This is a genomic window from Lentibacillus sp. CBA3610, from assembly GCF_013373365.1.
In the GTDB taxonomy this organism is placed as follows: Bacteria; Bacillota; Bacilli; order Bacillales; family Amphibacillaceae; genus Lentibacillus.
The window spans coordinates 2,603,631-2,625,169 of sequence record NZ_CP035925.1 but is presented as its reverse complement, the minus strand read 5'-3'; the positions used below and the strand labels follow the sequence as shown (position 1 = coordinate 2,625,169).

Below are 21,539 nucleotides of genomic sequence, written 5' to 3'. Positions count from 1 at the left end.
GGCCAAAATAGCCGGCAAGAGGTGTTTGCGAGGGTTTCTCAAATCCAGAACGGCAGAAAATTCGGCTCAAACGTCAGAGAGAGCGCTTCTCTAGTCCAAAACGGCAGGAAAAAATCGCTGAAACGTAAGAGAGAACGCTTCTCAAGTCCGAAACGGCAAGGAAAAATCGCTGAAACGTCAGAGAGAGCGTTTCTCTAGTCCAAAATGGCAGGAAAAAATCGCTGAAACGTCAGAGAGAGCGCTTCTCTAGTCCAAAATGGCAGGAAAAATTGCTGAAACGTCAGAGAGAGCGCTTCTCAATTTCAAAACAGCAAGAAAAAGTGCTGAAAATTCCCTGAGAACATCTTTGTATAAAAGGACAGGAGAAAGCACCGGAAATAGGCCCGAAAACGACACTCACGACCAAAACATGTCGGTTTGGCTGCCGATTAAAAAATTGCAGAAGACAACGTTGACGAGAGGGTGACTCCCTGTGACAGAAAATGATTTGTCGCAGGGAGATTTTTTAAAAGAGGAGGATTTTTATGCCGAAACAATGGCTGAGACTATTCATGACTGTGTTTCTAATCATGCTTCTGGTCACTACTGCTCCCGTCACAACGTCTGCCGGTTATCCAGAAGATCCCAGACAAAACCCGACGGCTGTCGGTGACGGTGGAGCAGTCGCAACTGAGCACGTAGAGGCATCCAATGCAGCGACAGAGATCCTAAAAAATGGCGGTAATGCGGTTGATGCAGCTGTTGCAGCGGCTGCGGCACAAGGTGTCACACGTCCCTTTTCAGGTGGAATTGGCGGTGGGGGTTTTATGAATATTTACCTTGCTGAGGAGGACCGTTCACTGATTCTGGATCATGTAACCGAAACGAGTGAAAATTTTGGGCCTGATTCTTTCATTAATTCTGAAACAGGAGAACTCTATCCTGCATCGGTCCGCAGCTCAAGCGGGATGGCAACAGGTATTCCGGGGGCGGTTAAAGCTTGGGAGCAGGCATTGGAAGAACATGGGTCCATGTCTTTAAGTGACGTGCTGCAGCCGGCAATAGAAGTTGCGGAAGAAGGATTTGCAGCGGATCCTAACTTTATTCGGGAAACAAGCGAAAATGCTGATAAACTCCGGCTTTTCGAAAGCGCTAAAGCTATTTACCTTGATGAAAATGGCGAGGTCCCGGAACAAGGAACCATCATGAAAAATCCTGATCTCGCCGACACCTATCGGCTGCTCGCTGAACATGGCAGTGAGATTTTCTATGAAGGTGAGATTGCGGAGGCCATTATAGATACGATCCATAATCCTCCTGTGGTGGATAATCCGCAAAGGGAGGTATTGCCAGGGAACATGACGATGGATGATCTGGAGAATTATGAAGTGCTTCATAAAGAGCCGACCCATACAACGTATCGCGGAAATGATATTTACAGTGTACCGCCGTCATCAAGCGGTGTCACAATCAGTGAGATACTGAATATTTTGGAGGGTTATGATCTTGGCAATATGTCTGAAACCCAGGCATATCATTACTTTCTTGAAGCTTCCAGATACGCATTCGCAGACCGCAGCATGTATATGGGCGATCCGGCACATACGGAGGTTCCGGCAGTCGGTTTAATGTCAAAAGGCTATGCTGCTGAGCGCAGGCAGAATATATCGGATGACTTCGCTACGATTGGACAAGTTGCTCCAGGGAATCCTTGGCCGTATGAAGAAGATCCGGATAAAGAACCTGAGCCGCCGGAAGATGATGGTGTTGCATTTCATCATGATTTTGAGGGAAACGATGGTGAGCAATGGGACCCAATCGTCTTTGCAGATCTTCATTCATGGCCAGGGACTCCGCTTGGTGCGGATTTCAGTATTCAGGACAATACCGGACAGGTCGTTTTGGATGAACGGCAGCCGGGTAACGGCAGTGCTTATGGACTCATTACCCCGGATATGAGTGCCTTAAATGAGAGTGAATTACTGGTGAAATTCAGGTTCAATGAGCTGGGAAATGACCAGCGCCTGCGATTATGGACTCAGGCAGACCGGTTCAGTTCCGGAAGTTCAATGGCGGAAAATGGCTACGGAATTGAACTGAGAGCTGATGATCAAAGGTTAATTTTACGCGGAAGAGATGATGGCAGTTCAACAACATTTGACACGGCGGATACGGATCTGTCAACTGACTGGCATTGGTTGCGCCTGAAAGCTGAAGGTAATCAGCTTAGCGCCCGTCTTTGGAATGACGACATGAATGAACCGGATGACTGGGATGTTATGCATGAGCTGTCCGAAGAGGAAATGGAAGATAATGCTTTCGGAAGAGCACTTCTGAGCATGATTAATTTTGATACGGATAGCGGGAACACGATTTCTTTTGATGAAATTACCGTAAATAATCTGGCTGAGGAAACGCAAATGACGACACTGGAACAAAATGCTGCTGATTCCCAGCAAGCGGAAGAGGAAATTCCGACCGAAACGATTGACTTATCTGTAGCCGACAGTGATGGAAATGTTGTCAGCTATACAAAAACAATCAACAGTATTGCAGGGAACGGCATGGTTGTTCCGGGATATGGGTTTATCCTGAATAATGGATTTTCCGGGCGGACACCAATGATGGACCCGGATCATCCAAATGCACCACGGCCTGGACTCCGGATGCTGAGTGCTATGTCTCCCACCATTGTGACAAATGATGGCGAACCTGTGATGACAGTAGGTTCCCCGTCCAGTAACCGGATTATTACAACCAACCTGCAGATTATCATTGGCCGGCTTGATCTTGGGATGACATTGCCGGAAGCCATTAGTGAGCCGCGTCTGTCACAGCGTAACCTGAGTCATGCGAGCGCACAATATGAGGAAATTTATCTTGATAAATACGGATCACTTTTAGATGAGCTGGAAGAAATGGGCCACACATTTACTGCGGATACAGCTGTACAGGGAATCAGCGCTGCAACCGGTTTAGAGTTTCTGAATGATGGAAATGTCCGGGCAGCTGCTGAACCTGAGCGAAGAGGCGGCGGAAGTGCTATGGCCATTGATAGAGATGAGATAGAAGACCCGCCACCTGAGGGATCCAGTGTGGAATTGATGATGGGACTGGTTGAGGATTTTGAGGCAAGCGGAGATATTGAAAATGAGGAAACAGCCCGGCTGCTCAGTACCCACTTAACGTCTATTGAGCATTATGAACAAGAGGAAAAGATAGATAAGGCTATTAAGCATATGGAGAGCTTCAAATCGCTTCTGGATCAGCAGGAAAATGATGGGTTGATTACCGGACAGGCTGCTGATGAATTGAAAGGACACGCTGATAACTTATTAGAGGCATGGCAATAGACTGTTAGATTAGCACCTTAGTGGCAGGCTATTTGTTTGCCACTAAGGGGATTAAATCAAAGGAGGGGCGATTATGCCAAAGTTGATGAAACAAATCTTAATGGCAATGACAGCAATTGCATGTTTCATACTATTGGGTTTTTCCGGTCAATGGTTAAATGGTCAAACGGATGATTCGCGATTTGAAACCTTGGAAGACGAGGTAATGCGAATTGTAGATGAAGCCTCTGATGAAGGCGATATTTCAATCTCTATCGAAACAAGTGAAGGTGAAATTAACGTTAATGAAACAGAAGTATACTCTGCTGCCAGTACAATCAAAGTACCTATTCTTGTCGAAGCGATCAGACAAGCAGAAGAGGGCATCCTGAATTTGGATGAAAAAATCGGAATAGACTCATCAGATATCGTTGGTGGCGGAGGAATTTTAAATGATTTATCGGAAAATCAGTCAATGACCCTGAGAGACTTACTGACATTAATGATCATCGTTTCCGATAACTCAGCTACAAACATGATCATAGACAGAGTCGGGATGGATGCAGTAAACGAAACTTGTCTGGAGATGGGCTGTGAACAAACTGAGCTGCAACGATATATGATGGACTTCAGTTCACCGCTTGATAATTTAACAACGTCTAAAGATATGGCCGGGATATTAAAAGCAATAGACGAGGGCAATATCGTTTCTGAGGAAGGACAGGATGAGATTTTAAAAATTATGAGGGAGCAAAAATTGGCGGCAGGTCTGCCTGCTCATGCAACAGGCGCTACGTTCGCCAGTAAAGGGGGTTCATTATCAGGTCCGCCTCAGATCAGGCATGATGTGGCACTTGTCACTCAGGGAAACAAATCGGTATATGCTGCTGTGTTAACCAGCGGACTATTCAAGCCGACTGCAAGAAGCGCCATGAACGAAATAGGTGAAAAAATTGCGGATTACTTAAATGCAGCGCCACCCCCATCGGAGCCGGACCAATATGCGACTGACTTTACTGAATATGAAACCGGTGAGCAGCCGGACGATTGGTCAACATTATGGAGAGACAGCAGCTGGACAGTGCTTGATGAACCACGCCGGCTGGAGCATTTGCCTGATGGCGGCCGTCGTGCGTTGGTATGGGACAAAGTCGGCGAAGTTCGTGGTGATGTTGAAGTGTCCAGTGTGGTACGTGCAAGTGGTGTCAATAATACGTTGTTCCAGCAAGGACTCCACATGTCAGGTTCAGCGGGTGATGAGGATTTCTACTACATTGATATGCGCAGCCCAGATGCAAGTTCATCGGCTAATCGAGTACGCATCAACGAGGTTCAAAATGGCAGTTTCAGTCTGCTTGGCAGTGCAGAGTTACCATTTACAGTAGAAGAGGACACATGGTACCAGGTCGTATTGCAGCGTGATGGAGATAAGCTACGTACGAAGGTTTGGCCTTATGGTGAGGAAGAGCCTGACGATTGGCAGGTAGAAGTCACCGATGATTCTCTTGACTGGGGATGGATAGGATTAGGACACTTCAGCTCAGGTACGGTTAACGATTGGGCATATGTCGGTGTCGGTACTGCTGGTGAATCCGCGCCCCGTGCACCGGACGATCTGTTCGAACCGGAGGACCCTGAAGTTGATAAAACAGAACTCCAGATGCGGGTGGATGAGATCAATGCTGAGAATTTGAATGAAAATGATTATACAGAAGAAAGCTGGCAAGCTCTGCAGGACGCGTTGGCAGCAGCCGAAAATGTACTGAACGATCCTGATGCCATCCAATCAGACGTTGATGCGGCACTTGCGGCATTGAATGAAGCGCGTGATGGGCTTGAAGAAGTAGATCCGATCAGCGCAAGCAGTATGATTACAAGCGTAGAGAGCTTCGCTGAGGAGGGCGCTTTTGAGAGTGACGATGCCGTCAGATCATTAATAACGCATTTAACTGCAGTGAGCCGTTATGAAGAAAACAATCAGGCAGAAAAAGTCATTAGTCACACGGAAAGCTTTAAACAATTACTCGATCATCAGGAAGAAAATGAGATGATTTCCGATGAGGCATATGATTCGCTTTATTCGGATGCGGAGTCGTTAATTGAGAACTGGCAGTAGAGTTTACAGATAAGAAGGCACAAAGTTTTGGGTTGAGTTGATACGTTTGTTTAGCGGGTAGATAAGTCTCTGCTTGAATAATAGAATGCCAGACTTCAGAGTTGTTTTGTATATCGGCATGCAGTGACTTCCGATGAAGAAGTCTTCAGGAAGGGGATTTTGGAGGAAGTCTCTGACATGCGGAACAACTCATGGATTGGTGGTGATAATTTAAAACTGTTACTTCCAGCAGCGCCATTATCTGCTTGAAGGAAGAGACATCTAATCATGAAAAAGGAGGTTTGGTGACTTCGAACATTAGAAGTTGAGTTCCCATTATGAAGGCTGTAATGAAGTTAATTAAACGTTTGATCAAATACTATTAGCAATAGGTTAATAGAATAATGGCTTACTGGAAGGGGGGATCAAATTCTTGAGGAATAAGCAAAGCTCACGTTTTAATACCTAAATATTTTGAAGAGGAGGTCATTATTAATGACACATGTCAAAAAAGGATTAATACCGTTTATCATGATGCTGTCTTTCCTTTTAACCGTAAGTCCATTGAGTGTGGCTGCTGAGAGTGGCAGTGAAACCCTGGATGCACCTGAAGAAACATTGACGACAGGGTTTGAGGACCGGAATGGTGACGGGTGGACAACCCTTGAAGAGGAAGCGGCATTTTTGGAAGATTTGGCAGACATGTCCGATCGGGTTTCTGTCTCTGAGGTTGGGACATCTGTGGAAGATCGTCCGATTCGTTTAGTACGAGTCGGTTTCCCAGAGCCGCCGTCTGATGAAGACATTGCGGCGGGAAATAACATTTTGATCATGGGGACACCACATGGAAATGAGCCTGCAGGACGTGAGATGACACTGGAGCTGATGAGGGATCTGGCATTTACAGAGGATGCCGAGCTGATAGAGCAGCTACGTGAGGCGACAGTGTTGTTTGTCCCAACACCAAATCCGGACGGCAGAGAAGCGAATACGCGCGGGAATGCCTGGGGTGTTGACAACAATCGTGATCACCTCAATCTGGATACGCCTGAGATGCAAACGGTCGCAGAAATTTTAAATGAATTTCAGCCGGATATTACGGTAGATGCCCATGAGCGCCCTAGTGCTACAGGAAATCCGGATATGGAGATGCTATGGCCGCGTAATCTGAATGTGGATGAGGAATTGCGTGCGCTTAATAAAGAGCTGGTACAGGATTATATGATGCCGGATGTTGAAGATGCAGGTTTCTCAACCGGCTTGTATGGATCCCCTGGTGGTGCTGGCGGCGGTGATGAGCGGATTTTACGCAACATGCTGGGGCTTCGGAATGGCCTTGGCATTTTGACGGAAAGCGCCGGCAGTCAAGAACCCCTGGACAGGGTGGAAATGCAACGGGAAGCTGCTGATTCGATACTACGATTCTATCGTGAGCGTTTTGCTGATGTCACTGACGTCGTGGGTGGAGCACCGGAGCGTCAGGCAGAAGTTGGAGCAGATCCATCTGAGCCATTTTATCTCGATGGTGCGGATAACTGGGATCCGACGATTGTGCTTGATCCAAAAGCTTGCGGATATCTTATCAACAGTTCTCAGGCGGACGAGGTAAGCAAGCATACTGATTTGTTTTCGCTTGAAACGGAAGAAGTCAGTGAACATGGTGTCTTTGTTCCGATGAACCAGCCAATGATGACAGTTGCTCCGTTCCTGCTTGATGAACAGGCGAGCTATAATGAAGTGAATGGCCTGCCGCTCGATAATTGTGCGAATCCCGGTGAAGTGGAACCGCCACTTGGTTCACCGAGTCTGGCAAATTTAGAGATTTTGGCTGACCGGTTTGAAACAGACGGGGAATTTGCGAGCGATGAGGCTGCACGTGCCGTTAATCTTCACTTGACGTCAGTGAGCCAATTTGAAGAACAGGGTGAGACTGAAAAAGTCGTCAAACATTTGAATGGCTTTTTGGAATTGCTTGATCACCAAAGAGAAAATGAACTGATCACCGAGGAAGCCTATAACCTGATTGAGCCGCAAGCTGACAGTTACATGAAAGATCTGCAGTATGCGTTTCATCAGGGATTCATTGGTGATGATGGAAGCAGCTGGGAATCATCTGATTTTACGAATCTGCATTCCTGGCCGACGAACCCGGATGGTGCCACATACACGATCCAGAACAACACCGGCCAGGTTGACCTCGATAACCGTCAACAGGGCAACGGCAGTGCTTTTGGCCGTATAACGCCTAATATGGAAGATACGGAAAATAGTGAAATGCTGGTGCGTTTCAAAGCTGATGAGACAGGCAATAATCAGCGTTTGCGGTTGTGGCTGCAGTCTGATGCATTTACATCGGGAAGTTCAATGCCTGTGAACGGTTACGGTGTTGAGTTGAATCTTAATACGGATGAATTGATTCTGCGAGGCAGGCAGGATAGCAGTTCAACAGATTTTGCCAGTGTCGATGCGAATATGTCGGATGAATGGCATTATGTACGGTTGCGCGCGGAAGGTGATGAGCTAATGGTCCGGCTCTGGCAGGATGATACGCAAGAGCCTGAAGAGTGGGATATGGTCCATACACTCTCTAAGGATGAACAATTGCCAAACGAATCAGGCAGAGCGTTGATGAGCGTCATTAACTTTGATTACGACAGCAGCAATGTTTTTAACTTTGATGAAGTGATTGTGGAGGATTTGTAGTGGGGGGTCTGTCCCCCACTGCGTTAATGCGTTAAAGTGTGGTCTGATTCTTTATAGCTGGGACATTCCTAAAGCTTCATTATTTATAGTACACAGCTGTGAAATTTTTAATTTAAAAAATCAGAAAAGGGGTAAATTAGTGAAAAATAAAAATGTGAAAAAGGTTATTCAATGCCTGTTATTTGTATCATTGTTACTTGTTTTTCCATTAACTGGTTTAGCGGAAGAGTCTCCTGAGGGTTTGCCTGTTACAGGATTTGAAGAAAGTAATGGAGATGAATGGACAACACACGAAGAAGAATTGGCGTTTTTAGAGGATGTTGCAAATCAATCTGAACGTATGACTTATTCTCAAGTAGGGACGTCGGTTGAGGGCAAACCATTACATTTGGTACGTGTTGGGTTTCCTGAACCTCCGACAGATGAGGAAATCGAAAATGGACGAAACATGCTGGTTGTCGGTTCTCAGCATGGAAATGAACCGGCAGGGCGCGAAATGGCATTGCAGTTGCTGAGGGATTTGGCGTTTACCGAAAATCCTGAGCTGCTGGATCAGTTGAGTGAAACGACTGTACTGTTTATTCCATCGGCTAACCCGGATGGTTCTGAAATGGACCAGCGCCGAAATGCAGAGGGTATGGACATTAACCGGGATCACTTGAATCTGTGGACGCCAGAGATACAGACAGTTGCAGCTGTGATGGATCAATTATCCCCGGATATCGTTGTTGATGCACATGAACGCCCTGGTGATGCCGGAGACCCTGATATGGAGTTGATGTGGCCGCGAAATCTTAATACAGACAATCAATTACGTGAACTGAGTGAGGAGATGGTTCAGGATCATGTCAGACCAGAAGTTGAAGAAGCCGGATTTACAACGGGTTTATATGCTCCTTTTTCATCAACAATAGGGTTGGAAACGGTTTTTTCCCAAATGGCCGGCTTGAGACATGGAATAGGATTGTTGACTGAATCACCGGGCATGGCAGAACCTGAATCAAGGGTCCAAATGCAAAAAAGAACAGTCGAGTCAGTTTTGGAGTTTTATCGTGATAATTTTGATGAAATTGCCGATACAGTATCAGGAGCACCTGATCGAAAGGCGGCTGACGGTGCGGATCAAGAGCCATTTTATCTTGATGGTGCAGACAATCGGGAGCCACCGGAATGGGCAATACTAGATCCGGCTGCTTGTGGTTACCTGCTTCACACGGCTCAAGCGGATGATATCAGCCGTCATATTGAACTGTTCTCATTAGAAACTGAGAAGGTTAGCGAAAATGGCGTTTTTGTCACGATGAATCAACCAATGATGACTGTCGTGCCATTCTTAATGGATGAACGTGCAAATTACAGCATGGTGGCTGGATTAGCTTTAGATGACTGCTCAGATCCGGGCTCAATAGATCCTCCAGATATTCCGGAGCAATCAGAGCCCGCACAGTATGAGACTGATTTTTCCGAGTATGAAGTTGGTCAAACGCCTGGTGACTGGTCCACAATGTGGCGTGAGAGCCGTTGGACGGTGCTTGATGAACCCAACCGGTTGGAGCATGTCGTTGTAGGAGCTGATGGTGGCAGCAAGGCCTTAACCTGGGATCAAGTTGGCGAGGTTTACGGTGATGTTGAATTGTCTGGTGTGGTGCGAGCGGATGGTGTTAGTAATACAATGTTCCAATTAGCTTTTCATATGTCAGGCGAGGCAGACAGCACGAACGGTTATTATCTTGACATGCGACATTCGGATGCGAGTTCGTCAGCAAATAGGGTGAGAATTAATAGTTGGATAGATGGCGGATTCACCCAGCATAGTACTGCTGAATTACCGTTTACTGCTTTGGAGGATACATGGTATGAGGTGGTCATACAGCGTGAAGGTAATAGAATTCGTGCAAAAACTTGGCCATATGGGGAAGAAGAACCGGATGCGTTTCAAGTGACCCATATTGACGATACGCTTAATCATGGCAAAGTTGGTTTGGTTCATTTCACTGGAGGAACGGTTAACGAATGGGCATTTTTCAGTGTTGGTACCGGGGGAGAGTCCGCGGCGCGTGCACCGGAGAACCTCTTTGATCCGGAAGTCGATAAAACAGAACTGCAGAACCGGATTGATGAGATTAATGCCGAAGAATTAAATGAAGAAAACTATACAGAAGAAAGTTGGGAGGCATTAGAGCAAGCATTGGCGGATGCGGAAACTGTTCTGAATAATGAAGATGCAACGCAGGCAGAAGTTGATGCTGCACTGGAAGCTTTAAACGATGCACGATCCGGCTTGGAAGAGATAGAAGGTACTCCAATCAGTGCACACGACCTCATAACAAGTGTTGAGAATTTTGCAGAAGATGGTGCCTTTGAAAATGATCAGACTGTCCGCTCCTTAACCATGCATTTGACATCTGTAAGTCGCTACGAAGAACAGGAAGAAGCGGAGAAAGTCTTGAGACACATGGAAAGTTTTAAACAGTTGTTGGATTATCAGCAAACGAATGACCTAATTTCCGGGGAAGCCTATGAAGCTCTTAACTCAGATGCGGAATCTTTGATTGAGAAATGGCAGTAGATTGTAGTGGGGGGTCTGTCCCCCACTGCGTTAATGCGTTAAAGTGCTGTGTAGATTGTGATCTTCCTGCTGTCGATGCTACAGAGGGATTGCCTAGCCATATCAATTCGGGCGGGAGCAGCCCTGGTTCGTGTAAAACTGAAACTTTGAAGGTTGTACTTAGTTGACTAAGCAGAGAACCAGTTGTCGAAAATCGATATTTCCCGGGCAATAATTTGTCAGCAATTGTTAAACAATAAGTGAAAAACGAGAAACATAATCGATGAAGGCTGGCAAAAGGGTTTGTCTGACTGATGGTGAGAACAAATGATAACAGGGAAAACAAGAAATATGTTTTAGAATTGTTGGTAAGCATACGATAGTGCCTTGAAGGTAAGAAGCAATGATGCTGGAGATTGTTGACAAAACGATACAGGGCAGAATAATAAACCGGACAGCGAATTGGCTGTCTGGTTTTGCTGTTGATAAGAGAAGTGGGTCTCATTACCGATCGCTCGATATTGACCGTTGACAGAAGACTTGGGACAGTCCCCCCCTATTCTCCGTGGGGTCTGTCCCCCACTACACTAATTCGTTAAAGTGGCGTCTGATTCTTCAGGTTCGCTGCTTTCTACATATGTACAATAATTTTCTTTTTGAGGTTCTTGAAAGTAGGATAATACGCGGCCTGTCTCGAGCAATGTGCTATTTTTTGCCTCTGCCATATATTCAGGATAACTGCTCCAGACATAGTTTTTTGGTTCAGTTACTATCTCTGATTCAACAGGGTTTAAATGAATATATCGACTTGCTCGAAGAAAGTAATCAGTTGAATCGATTAACTTGGCATAATAGCGGCCTTGAAAAACATGCCCTGTGAAATCATGGCGCTTATTAAAATAAATGGCGTATCGGGTATGAATGAATTTAATGATGGCGCCAAGTGGTACCTCTTTTGTTTCGAGGAGCAGGTGGATGTGGTTCGGCATAAGGCAATATGCGTGGAGAATAAATGAGATGTCTTCCATGCAGGAGGCGATAAGGCCCATATAGTGCTGATAATCATCTGGGTCATAAAAAATACTATCACGCCGGTTTCCGCGGGCGGTAATATGGTAAACAGCTCCTGGATACCATACTCGGGGTTTTCGGGACATAAATGTTCTCCTTTCACAGTAATAAGCTGAGTCTACACTGACTTAACGTTTAAAGCAAATCTGTGAAAGACTATTTTATAAGCACAAACCCCGTTTAAATTCCAATAATTCTCTGTATAAAAATGAAAAAACTACCACTGAATTAATAGAGTGTATCTTTTTTGGAAGACAGACCCCATTTACCAAATTTCCCTTTTTAGCTCTAATGTATTCTCATTCTCTGTGTTGACATTTAATGTTCCGGGATTCAGATTTAACACTTGCTCAATCAGTACCGAAAACATTTTGAAATATTTTTATCCTAATTAAATAAAGAGTTAAGTGAAAGGTGTGTTAATGAAAACTTATTGTGTGCGATTCTACTATAACTTCCGGTTGAGGACTTGGCAGTAGTACGGATCCTAATTTTAATTAGATTATAAAAATAATTAAAAAGTCTGGTTCCTTAAGTAATAACCATATATTTAATTTTAAAAATATTAGTACTGAAGTCCGTTTGAAAGAAATCGCTTTCAGGTTATAATAACATTATGAAACAAAAACAAACATTTTTGAACATTAATACAAGTTTTTACAGATATTTCAGCTAAGTTAGACCTTGTTTTGTAAATCTGAAAAGTTGCAACAAATATTATATAAATTAGATTGATAAAAAAATTTAGAGATGGCTTTTGTGCTAGAGATACAAAAGGTGTAGGGTTTATAGGGCACAAGAATCCGACCTGTTCAATTTTGTTCTGATTCTCTATACCAATTATGTCATAAATAATAATGTGCGCTAGTAGCGCTGAATAATGAGCAATCCGGAAAGAAATTTCCTCGTTTTGCCCAGGATAACTTACTCTGGGATGTTTTAAGAATATCGAAGGGGGTGATATAAATGTGAAATATTATAATTTTTAAATTAAAAGATGTGTTAGCTAAGGATATATGAGAAGAATTCTTCATTCCTCATATTACTAAAAACACTGAATCACGAATGAAAAGCTTACTGAATAGAAAGGAGAAGATGTATGGTAAAGAAGCTTTACGTTTTGCCGATGCTGGTTTCAATTCTTTTTATTGGCTATGTTACTACCCAGTCGATAGTTGTAACTGCAGCTGAAAAGGAAGATTATCCGGAGTGGAATAATAACCCAGAAATTTATCAAGTGAACAGAGAACCGGGACATGCTTCCATTACACCGTATAACGACGTAGATTCCGCATTGAAAGATGATTCAACTGAATCAGATTTTTATCAGTCTTTAAATGGTCAATGGAAATTTCATTTTTCTGAGAAGCCAGACGAACGACCAGCAAATTTCTATGAAGATGATTATGATATTTCGGACTGGGATGAAATTAAAGTGCCTTCCAGCTGGCAACTAGAAGGTTATGATTACCCAATGTATACAAATGAAAGGTACCCTTGGGTAGGCATTGAAAATCCAGATCCGCCAGAGGTGCCGACAGAATATAACCCTGTCGGTTCGTATAAAAAAGAATTTATGATTCCTGACAATTGGGATGACGATCCTGTTTATGTATCTTTACAGGGTGTCGAATCTGCCTTCTACTTGTGGGTTAATGGAGAGAAGGTTGGATACAGTGAAGATAGTTTTACACCAGCAGAATTTGACATATCCGATTATGTGAAACAAGATGAAAAAAATACGATTGCTGTTGAGGTTTATCGATGGTCTGATGGCAGCTGGCTGGAAGATCAGGATATGGTCAATCTGAGCGGTATTTTCCGGGATGTATATCTTTACTCTACACCAAACGTTCACATGCGTGATGTTACAGTTCAAACAGACTTAGACGAGTCATTTGAAGATGCTGCATTGAACGTTAATGTAGATCTAACCAAATATAATGATAATGAAGTAAACGGCCAAACTGTAGAAATGAATCTGTATGATGATGAAGATAATAAAGTTTTGGAAAAGCCAATCAGTCATGAAGTTGACTTTAATGGAGAAGAACAGGTCTCGATTGATAAAGAAAAAGTCATTAAGGATCCAAAGAAATGGTCGGCAGAAAATCCAAACCTTTACACACTCGTATTGGAATTAAAAGATAAGGAAGGCCAAGTGGTTGAAACCACCAGTACAAATGTTGGGTTCCGAGAGTTTACATTGAACGATGGGCAAATGAAAATCAATGGACAACCAATTACATTTAAAGGTGTTAATCGCCATGAAATTGATCCAAAAGATGGCAGATCTGTTTCACGAGACCGTATGATTGAGGATATTAAATTGATGAAACAGCATAACATTAACGCTGTCCGTACTGGCCACTATCCAAATCAGACTGAATTTTATGAACTAGCAGATGAATACGGGCTTTATGTGATTGATGAAGCTAACCTTGAGACTCATGGAAGACGTGGTGAACTTCCGGCAAGTGATCCGCAATGGCTGGATGCTTCGATAGACCGTTTAAAAAGCATGATTGAACGGGATAAAAACCATCCGTCAGTAGTAATCTGGTCTTTGGGGAACGAGGCAGGAGAAGGATCAACTTTCCAGCACATGGCTGATGTTGCACGTGAAATGGATCCGACAAGGGTTGTACACTATGAAGGCGATACACGCTGGTCAGATGTTGAAAGCGTCATGTACCCTAACGTATCAGATGTTGAGTCATATGGGAAATCAGAAAATACAAAGCCACTATTACTAATTGAATATGCACATGCAATGGGCAATAGTGTCGGTAATCTCTATAAATATTGGGATGTTATTGACAAGTACGACAATTTGCAAGGCGGATTTATCTGGGACTGGGTTGACCAGAATTTACTGGAACCGGTTCCGGGCAGCGAAAATGAATACTATTTTGCTTATGGGGGAGATTGGGGAGACGAGCCAAATGACGGTAATTTCCTGGCTAATGGGCTTGTTTCTGCAGATCGAACCGTACAGCCAGAGCTGAAAGAAGTCGAAAAAGTATATCAAAATATTGAAGTCAGTGACTCAGATATAGTAAACGGTGTGATTGAATTAAAAAATGAGTTTCTATTTACAAATTTAGAGCAGTACGACACTCACTGGGAGCTGAAACAGGATGATGAAGTCATTCAGGAAGGAAATATAGATGAATTGGATGTTGCTCCGTTAACAACTGAAGAAATTACATTACCGATTGAAAAACCGACAATGGAAGCTGGGTCTGAGTACCACCTGAATATAAGTTTTTCACTAAAAGAAGATAAAGGTTGGGCGAATGAAGGTCATGAAATTGCTAGTGAGCAATTCAAAATCCCTTATGACATTCCAGAGGTTGAGGCGGAATCCATTGAAGATATGCCAGAAATGTCTGTGAATGAAGATGACTCGAAAATTGGAATTGAAGGGAACGATTTTAATATACAGTTTGATAAAAATAGTGGAACGATGTCATCCTTCCAACATAACGGAAAAAATTTAATTAAGAGTGGCCCGGAACCTGATTATTGGCGAGCTCCAAACGAAAATGACGATGGTAATGGTATGCCTGACAGAACCGGTATATGGCGCAATGCAGGGGATAATAGGAGCGTTACAGATGTGGAAGTTATGAAATACGGCGAAAACGCTGTTCGGATAAATGTTGCAGGCACATTGCCAACTACAAGTGAATCTGATTATCAGACAGCTTATATTGTTTATGGTAGCGGAGAAGTTGTTGTCAAGAGCACACTTGACCCAGGGAACGGTTTACCGGAAATTCCAGCTATTGGAATGGAATTAACACTACCTAAAGAATTTGAAAACATGGATTGGTATGGTCGTGGTCCAGAAAGCAACTACTGGGATCGCAAAATGGGTTATCCGGTAGGTGTGTACAGTAGTACAGTTGATGATCAGTTTTACCCATATGCCATTCCACAAGAAACAGGGAATAAGACAGACGTACGCTGGGTTACGTTTACAAATGAGGATGGCGAAGGGTTAATGGCGACAGGATTGCCATTACTGGAAGTTAACGCACTTCATTATACGGAGAAAGACCTGGAAGATGCGGCACATCCATATGAAATGGACAAAAAGGATGATGTTTATGTTAATTTGAATTACCATCAGATGGGGCTAGGCGGAGATAACAGCTGGGGGGCACGTCCGCATTCGGAATATACATTAAACGCGGATCAATCGTACAGCTATAGTTATCGCCTGCAGCCAGTATCACAAGAAGATTCACCAATGGAATTAAGTAAACGTGTTGTAACAGATGTCACTACAAGTGCTGCTGGTATGAAAACACTTGTAGAGCGTTATGATGAGGAGGGTGTATTTTCCGATGACCAGTTGGTACGTTCTTTAAATCTTCAATTGACGACAGTTGATCGTTTTGAAGAAAAAGAGGAGAATGGAAAGGTAATTAAACATCTTGAAGGTTTTAATACACTCCTTGAACATGAGAAGGACAGTATATTAGAGAATGCTTATCAGACGCTTAAAACGAATGCAGATTACCTAATAGAAAAACATCAATCGTAAAAATTCAGTTCAAAAGACTTATAGGGGTCTGTCCCCCACCACTTTAACGCGTTAGCGTGGTGGGGGACTGTCCCTTCTTTAACTCAGTCCCCTTCTTTAACTCCAAGGTGTTGCAGTATCTTTAATCGCTTTTTTTACTTTGTTTAAGTTCTCCAATCCGGTTGTTTCGAGCCACTGATACTGCGCGTCTTTTCCTTTTTCGGCAAATGGCTGCACACCGTCTTTCCATATTGCACGTCCGCAAAGGCTGCCGCTGAATTTGGCGCCGGCTTCTTTGGCAAAATGGAGTGTTTCGACAAATTGGTCATTTGTTACGCCGCCGCTCAAATAAATGAATGGCAGACGGCTTTTTTCAGAACATGTACGATACCTGAATTATTCATAACTTCATGATATATTCTTCGGTGATCCCGTTATAACAGCACTTTTGAGCATTAACGCTGATCACCAAAAAGTGAAAGTAAAATAATGAAAAGGAGCCCAACTTTTGGTAATGTAATAAGTGACTAAACAAAAACATACCAAGGGGGCTCCTTCTATGACTACTAGTGTAAACGAAAAATCCATGAACTTCAATAAACGTGTAAAAGTAAATTTTGACGGTGGTGATTTAACAGGCGATGCCGGTCTGTTGCTTTATCAAGAGTTTGATCATGTTATCAATTACATAAAGCAATTGAAGAAATGGTTCATATAAAAGATGGCGTATCTCATCGCAGTCATGTCAATCATGATGTTATCATGCAAAAGATTTATCAGAATGCTGCCGGTTACGATGCGGACGATCATGGCGATAACTTAAAATATGATCCGGTATTTACAACCGTTCTGGATAAGCCTGAGCTCGCTTCTCAGCCTACAATGTCCCGATTAAACCAACATTTGGACAAGGAAACCATGAAACAGCTTCAAACGGTAAATCAAACCATTACCGAACGTTTTCAAGAACTGGAACCGCCTGAAATCCTGGTGCTGGATATTGATTCATCCAATTCACCAACCTACGGGGATCAGTATGGCAGTTCGTATAACCCACATTACGGTGAAAATGGCTACCATCCCATTTTTATGTTTGAAGGGGATACAGGTGATTGCCTCAAAGCTTCCTTGCGTGCCGGAAACGTGTATACATCAAGACAAATCGTTGCTTTCGTAGGTCCTGAACTGAAACGATTAAGAAAGAAGTATCCGCACATCAAGATCATCATCCGTGGTGATAGTGGATTTGCCACACCGGGGTTGTACGACCTTTGTGAAGAACTGGGCGCGGATTATGTTATCCGTTTGAAGGCTAACCAACGCCTGCAGCGGATTGCCGGTGAGTTTGAAAGTGAGATACTCGATGATCCTGAAATCGACATTTATGATGGCCGCCATCATGAATTCTACCGGCATTTACATACAAAGCTGCCAGTTGGGATGAACCCCGTAATGTGATGTTGAAACTGGAAAAGCCGGTTGATCAATTGTTGTTTATTCCCACTTTTATCGTCACAACACTGGATGTCGCCGGAATACCGTACAATTTTCGTGCGCGGCAAAGGAAAACTACATCAAAGAAGGGAAGCTCGGCTTCGCTTTTGGCCAAATGAGCAGCACAGCGTTTGAAATCAACGCAAACAAATTACAGATTGCTGTCCTGGCTTACAATTTAAATAATGGACTACGCCGCCTTTGTATGCCGACAAAGATGAAAAAGCATCAAATCCAAACCATTCGCACAAGTTTAATCAAAATTGCCGGGAAAGTGATTCGATCCGGACGCTATATCACATTCAAATTGTCCAGTAGTTCGCTATATAAGAATGCCTTTTACAGCACGCTGAATCGAATACAGCAGCTTCCAATGTTGTGTTAGCCAATTTTGCGCAGACTCAAGGAAAATTTAAAAAATGAGTTTCCTCCATCGGGATACGTATGTCCTTTTTTAACTCCAATTATGGAAAAACCTGTAATATATGGGTTTTTATCAAATGAAAAAAGAGATTTACAAAGATAATTGATAAAAATGCTTCTGAATTTTTAATTTTGACCTTCAATATATGCAGAATGTGTTTCTATGAATAATTCAGGACGATAAAAATCTGCCGCTTCTTCCTTGCTGAATACAGGTTCATAATTATCATACTGCTCGTAGCCTTCAATATTGTATATGGATACCGGCACTTCCACTTTCAACAGGTCAATGCCATATGCCTCTTTGGAGAATTCGGTCATGAAATATTCCACAATTTCCGGTTTCTTTTTAGCGAATTCAGCGCTTTTTGAACCTAAACCTTCTGCGCTGTAAGAAACAGGCTCTAATATGAATAACAGGTCGTTTTGTTTACATTCATCACCGACACGTTTGATAAATGCTTTTTTGATCGTATTGTATTTTTCTTCTTCGTTGTGGTCATAATATACGAGCAGCTTCAGCGCACTTGCACCTTTTTCAATCAAGTCCTGCACAGCATAGTTGTCAACCAAATTCGGCAGGCGCCCTTTTTCGGAAGTGTCATATCCGGTTTTTTCATAGGCCATAATCAATCCGATGTCGTCATTTAATTTCTCTGCAGCGCTCCAGCCGTACTCAGGATCTAGCAAAAGGGAAGATGACTGGTTCCCGAGCACTTCACTGACGCCTTCTTTGAATTGGCTCACCCCATCTTCATAAGAAATGTCATCATTGAATGACTTAATCATTTTGCCTAATGAACCTCGCTGATCCATCGCTGTTGCGATAACAACATTATTTTCATCAGAAATTAATTCCAAACCGCGTTTTTTTCCTGGTGTTAGTTTCATTTACGAGTCCTCCCGTCTATTAAATACTTTCCACACGAATCTGGTCCTTGCACCAGCTGATGTTTTCCGGGTTTATCGAGCCTGTAGTTGCTTCCATCGCATTTAAAACACCCATTGAGAGGCCGTATTTCACAAGTTCAATGTCTGTCAGCCCACGTGATATTCCTGCTGCAAATCCTGCGACGACCGAGTCACCTGAGCCAACCGGATTGACCGCATCAACTTTAGGTGTCGTCGCCCGGTATACTTCTTGATTGTGTTTCACAAAAGCCCCGGTTGCTCCTGTTGTCACAACGACCCAGGGGACACCGGAAAATGTCTGTGATTGTAAAGCAGAAATAATCTGCGCATCATCAGTCACTTTTTCCCCGAGTAAATCCGCCAGCTCTTCTTGGTTAGGTTTAATTAAGAAAGGCTTACTGTCACCTCGAAGCGTGTGGCGAAGCAGTTCACCTTTTGTATCCAGCAATACCGGTGTATCATGCTGGTTGGCTATTTCAACAAGCTGTGAGTAAAAATCTTTATCCAAACCTTTTGGCAAACTGCCGGAAATCGTTACAAGATCTACCTTTTGTACGTCTTCTGAAAATTTATTTAAAAACTCAGTGGCCTCAGTTTCATTGATTGTTGGGCCGGTTTCTAATATCTCCGTCTGCTGCCCCTTATGAATCACTGCGATACAATTTCGCGTATCACCAGCGATGCTGACAAAAAAATTCTCGATACCCTGATCGGAAATTTCCGAGCGGATAAACTGACCTAAGCTGCCGCCCAGAAACCCTGAGGCAGCAACGTCTTCTCCAAGCTGCTGGATCACTCTCGATACGTTCAGTCCTTTACCACCGGCCGTTTTTGAAACATCCGCAACACGGTTTACCGTATCAAGATTAAATGCTTCAAGTTTATAACTGATGTCAACGGAGGGGTTTAGTGTAATGGTTAGAATCACGATATATCACCTTTTTCATTGCATCACTTCGTTTTAAGGGAGTGAGCGGTAACACCAACTCACTCCCGCAGATTGTCAAATTAAGCTTTTTCTTTTTCTAATTCATATTGTTTATTGCGTTTCTTCATTTGTTTTAGATACCAGATGAACAAGAGCATATAAGCTGCAATTGCGCCTAACGCTGCAGAAACGGGACCAAGACTGAAGTCTCCGGCGGCTTTACCGACTAAGATACCGATGAATTTCTCAACCGGACCTTCTAAGGTTGAGTGTGTAATGAGCGCGCCTTCTTCTATTCCAGCAGGTGCAGCTCCGACAGAAGCGGCTGTCTCTGTAACAAATGGTGCGATAGCAGTACCGGACCATAAGAAAACTGGTACCATAATTGTTCCAATCAAAATCATCCGTAAAATTTTACCGCGGCATACAACCAATAGCGCCGGTGTTAAACCAATCGCAATAATACCACCTAAAGGAAGGATACCATTGCCAGGTAAAATCAATGCGATGAACAACATTATAGGTGCGATAACATTGGCAGCAGCCCACATTTCAGGACGTGCAGCCAGGAAAGGCCAGTCAATACCGATATTGAATGTTCTTCCTTTCAGTCGTTTACTCATAAAATCAGTAATCCCTTTTGATATAGGCTCCATGGCCGAAATGAACCATGTACCAACAATTGAGAAGAGTTCAAGGGATACACCACCAATAAAGGCTAGGGTGAATATTGTTGATGCAGGCTGTTGCCCCAATAGACCAACAAATGCACCCAGGTAGATACCGATTGCAAACTTACTTCCCCAGAAACCAATTTTTTCATTTAACCATGCTGCATCGAAGTCAAATTTGTCGAGAAACGGAAGAAACTTATCGAATATCTTGTCAAAAAGCATGATTAATGGGTTAAGCATAAAATTCAAGTGTGTTGTTGTTGTCGGGTTCGTGTCAGGCATATCTAGTAAATCATTAAATGTAGGCTTCATGGCATCCGCATTTATAAATTTCATAACACCCAGCAAAATAACTAATAGTGTCGCAATGAATAAATTGTCTGAGTAGTACACGACTAGTAAACCAATGATGGAAAGGTGCCAGAAATTAAAAATATCGACATCTAATGTGTTTGTCTTATTGATTCCCAGCATAACAAGGTTGACAAGAACAAGAATCAGTAAGAAAAATAATGTGTATGCTGATCCCCAGGTGATGGTGGCCAGTGGTGCCCAGCCAACGTCCGTTATAGTCAGCTCAATACCTGTGGATTTAACAAAATCCTGCAAGGCAGGGGCAAAATTCCCTGTCAAAATATCAATGACTGCCCCAATACCTGTTAAAGCTATTGCTAATTTCAGACCGCCCTCAAGTGCTTTACTGACTTTAACTCTCATTATTATTGCCAATAATGACAATAGAATGAACATCATTGGTGCCGCACCTAAATCAATTATGGGCTGAAATATGCTATTTGCAAAATCTATAATAGCATCCAACATGAAAGCTCACTCCCCTTTACAGGT

Annotated in this window: 12 protein-coding genes and 1 pseudogene; 8 read left to right on the top strand and 5 right to left on the bottom strand. The window is 43.3% G+C overall.

Annotated features, from left to right (window positions below; genetic code table 11):
* Nucleotides 1–524 precede the first annotated feature (524 nt).
* The 4 genes from Len3610_RS12915 to Len3610_RS12900 all read left to right on the top strand — a co-directional run bounded on the left by Len3610_RS12915 (nt 525) and on the right by Len3610_RS12900 (nt 10,678).
* Entirely contained in the window at nt 525–3,332 is a 2,808-nt protein-coding gene (locus Len3610_RS12915) for a gamma-glutamyltransferase (protein WP_176448311.1), read from the top strand.
* 73 nt (nt 3,333–3,405) lie between these two features.
* Nucleotides 3,406–5,427 (top strand): serine hydrolase, encoded by a 2,022-nt coding sequence (locus tag Len3610_RS12910; RefSeq protein ID WP_176448310.1) that lies wholly within the window; start codon nt 3,406–3,408, stop codon nt 5,425–5,427.
* A 474-nt stretch (nt 5,428–5,901) separates the two neighbouring features.
* Nucleotides 5,902–8,109 (top strand): M14 family metallopeptidase, encoded by a 2,208-nt coding sequence (locus Len3610_RS12905; protein WP_176448309.1) that lies wholly within the window; start codon nt 5,902–5,904, stop codon nt 8,107–8,109.
* 139 nt (nt 8,110–8,248) lie between these two features.
* Nucleotides 8,249–10,678, top strand: coding sequence for a M14 family zinc carboxypeptidase (locus Len3610_RS12900; protein ID WP_176448308.1), 2,430 nt, complete (start codon nt 8,249–8,251; stop codon nt 10,676–10,678).
* 566 nt (nt 10,679–11,244) lie between these two features.
* Here Len3610_RS12900 and Len3610_RS12895 read toward each other — a convergent pair.
* Nucleotides 11,245–11,814, bottom strand: coding sequence for an REP-associated tyrosine transposase (locus Len3610_RS12895; RefSeq protein ID WP_176448307.1), 570 nt, complete (start codon nt 11,812–11,814; stop codon nt 11,245–11,247).
* 1,013 nt (nt 11,815–12,827) lie between these two features.
* On the opposite strand from Len3610_RS12895, the gene Len3610_RS12890 reads away from it, so the two are divergent.
* Nucleotides 12,828–16,283: a beta-galactosidase, LacZ type gene (locus Len3610_RS12890; RefSeq protein ID WP_176448306.1), complete on the top strand. Its 3,456-nt coding sequence runs from the start codon at nt 12,828–12,830 to the stop codon at nt 16,281–16,283.
* A 96-nt stretch (nt 16,284–16,379) separates the two neighbouring features.
* On the opposite strand, the pseudogene Len3610_RS12885 reads toward Len3610_RS12890, so the two are convergent.
* Nucleotides 16,380–16,640 (bottom strand): annotated as a pseudogene (locus Len3610_RS12885) (tagatose-bisphosphate aldolase); the annotation flags it as partial.
* Between the two features lie 181 nt (nt 16,641–16,821).
* On the opposite strand from Len3610_RS12885, the gene Len3610_RS12880 reads away from it, so the two are divergent.
* The 3 genes from Len3610_RS12880 to Len3610_RS21840 are packed head-to-tail and all read left to right on the top strand — an operon-like array spanning nt 16,822 to nt 18,141.
* Complete coding sequence (locus Len3610_RS12880) at nt 16,822–16,980, top strand: transposase (protein WP_176448305.1); 159 nt, start codon at nt 16,822–16,824, stop codon at nt 16,978–16,980.
* Nucleotides 16,968–17,720, top strand: coding sequence for an IS1380 family transposase (locus Len3610_RS12875; protein WP_176448304.1), 753 nt, complete (start codon nt 16,968–16,970; stop codon nt 17,718–17,720). Before Len3610_RS12880 ends, Len3610_RS12875 begins: the two co-directional genes overlap by 13 nt.
* A 28-nt stretch (nt 17,721–17,748) precedes the next feature.
* A complete protein-coding gene (locus Len3610_RS21840) occupies nt 17,749–18,141 on the top strand; it encodes a transposase (protein ID WP_176449670.1) in 393 nt (130 codons plus the stop codon).
* A 164-nt stretch (nt 18,142–18,305) separates the two neighbouring features.
* Here the strand turns inward: Len3610_RS21840 and Len3610_RS12865 are convergent, their stop codons facing one another.
* From Len3610_RS12865 to Len3610_RS12855, 3 genes are all read right to left on the bottom strand, one after another.
* Nucleotides 18,306–19,070: a tagatose 1,6-diphosphate aldolase gene (locus Len3610_RS12865; protein WP_176448303.1), complete on the bottom strand. Its 765-nt coding sequence runs from the start codon at nt 19,068–19,070 to the stop codon at nt 18,306–18,308.
* Nucleotides 19,071–19,089: 19 nt separating this feature from the next.
* A complete protein-coding gene (pfkB, locus tag Len3610_RS12860; protein WP_176448302.1) occupies nt 19,090–20,019 on the bottom strand; it encodes a 1-phosphofructokinase in 930 nt (309 codons plus the stop codon).
* Between the two features lie 80 nt (nt 20,020–20,099).
* A complete protein-coding gene (locus Len3610_RS12855) occupies nt 20,100–21,515 on the bottom strand; it encodes a PTS galactitol transporter subunit IIC (RefSeq protein ID WP_217994028.1) in 1,416 nt (471 codons plus the stop codon).
* Nucleotides 21,516–21,539 lie beyond the last annotated feature (24 nt).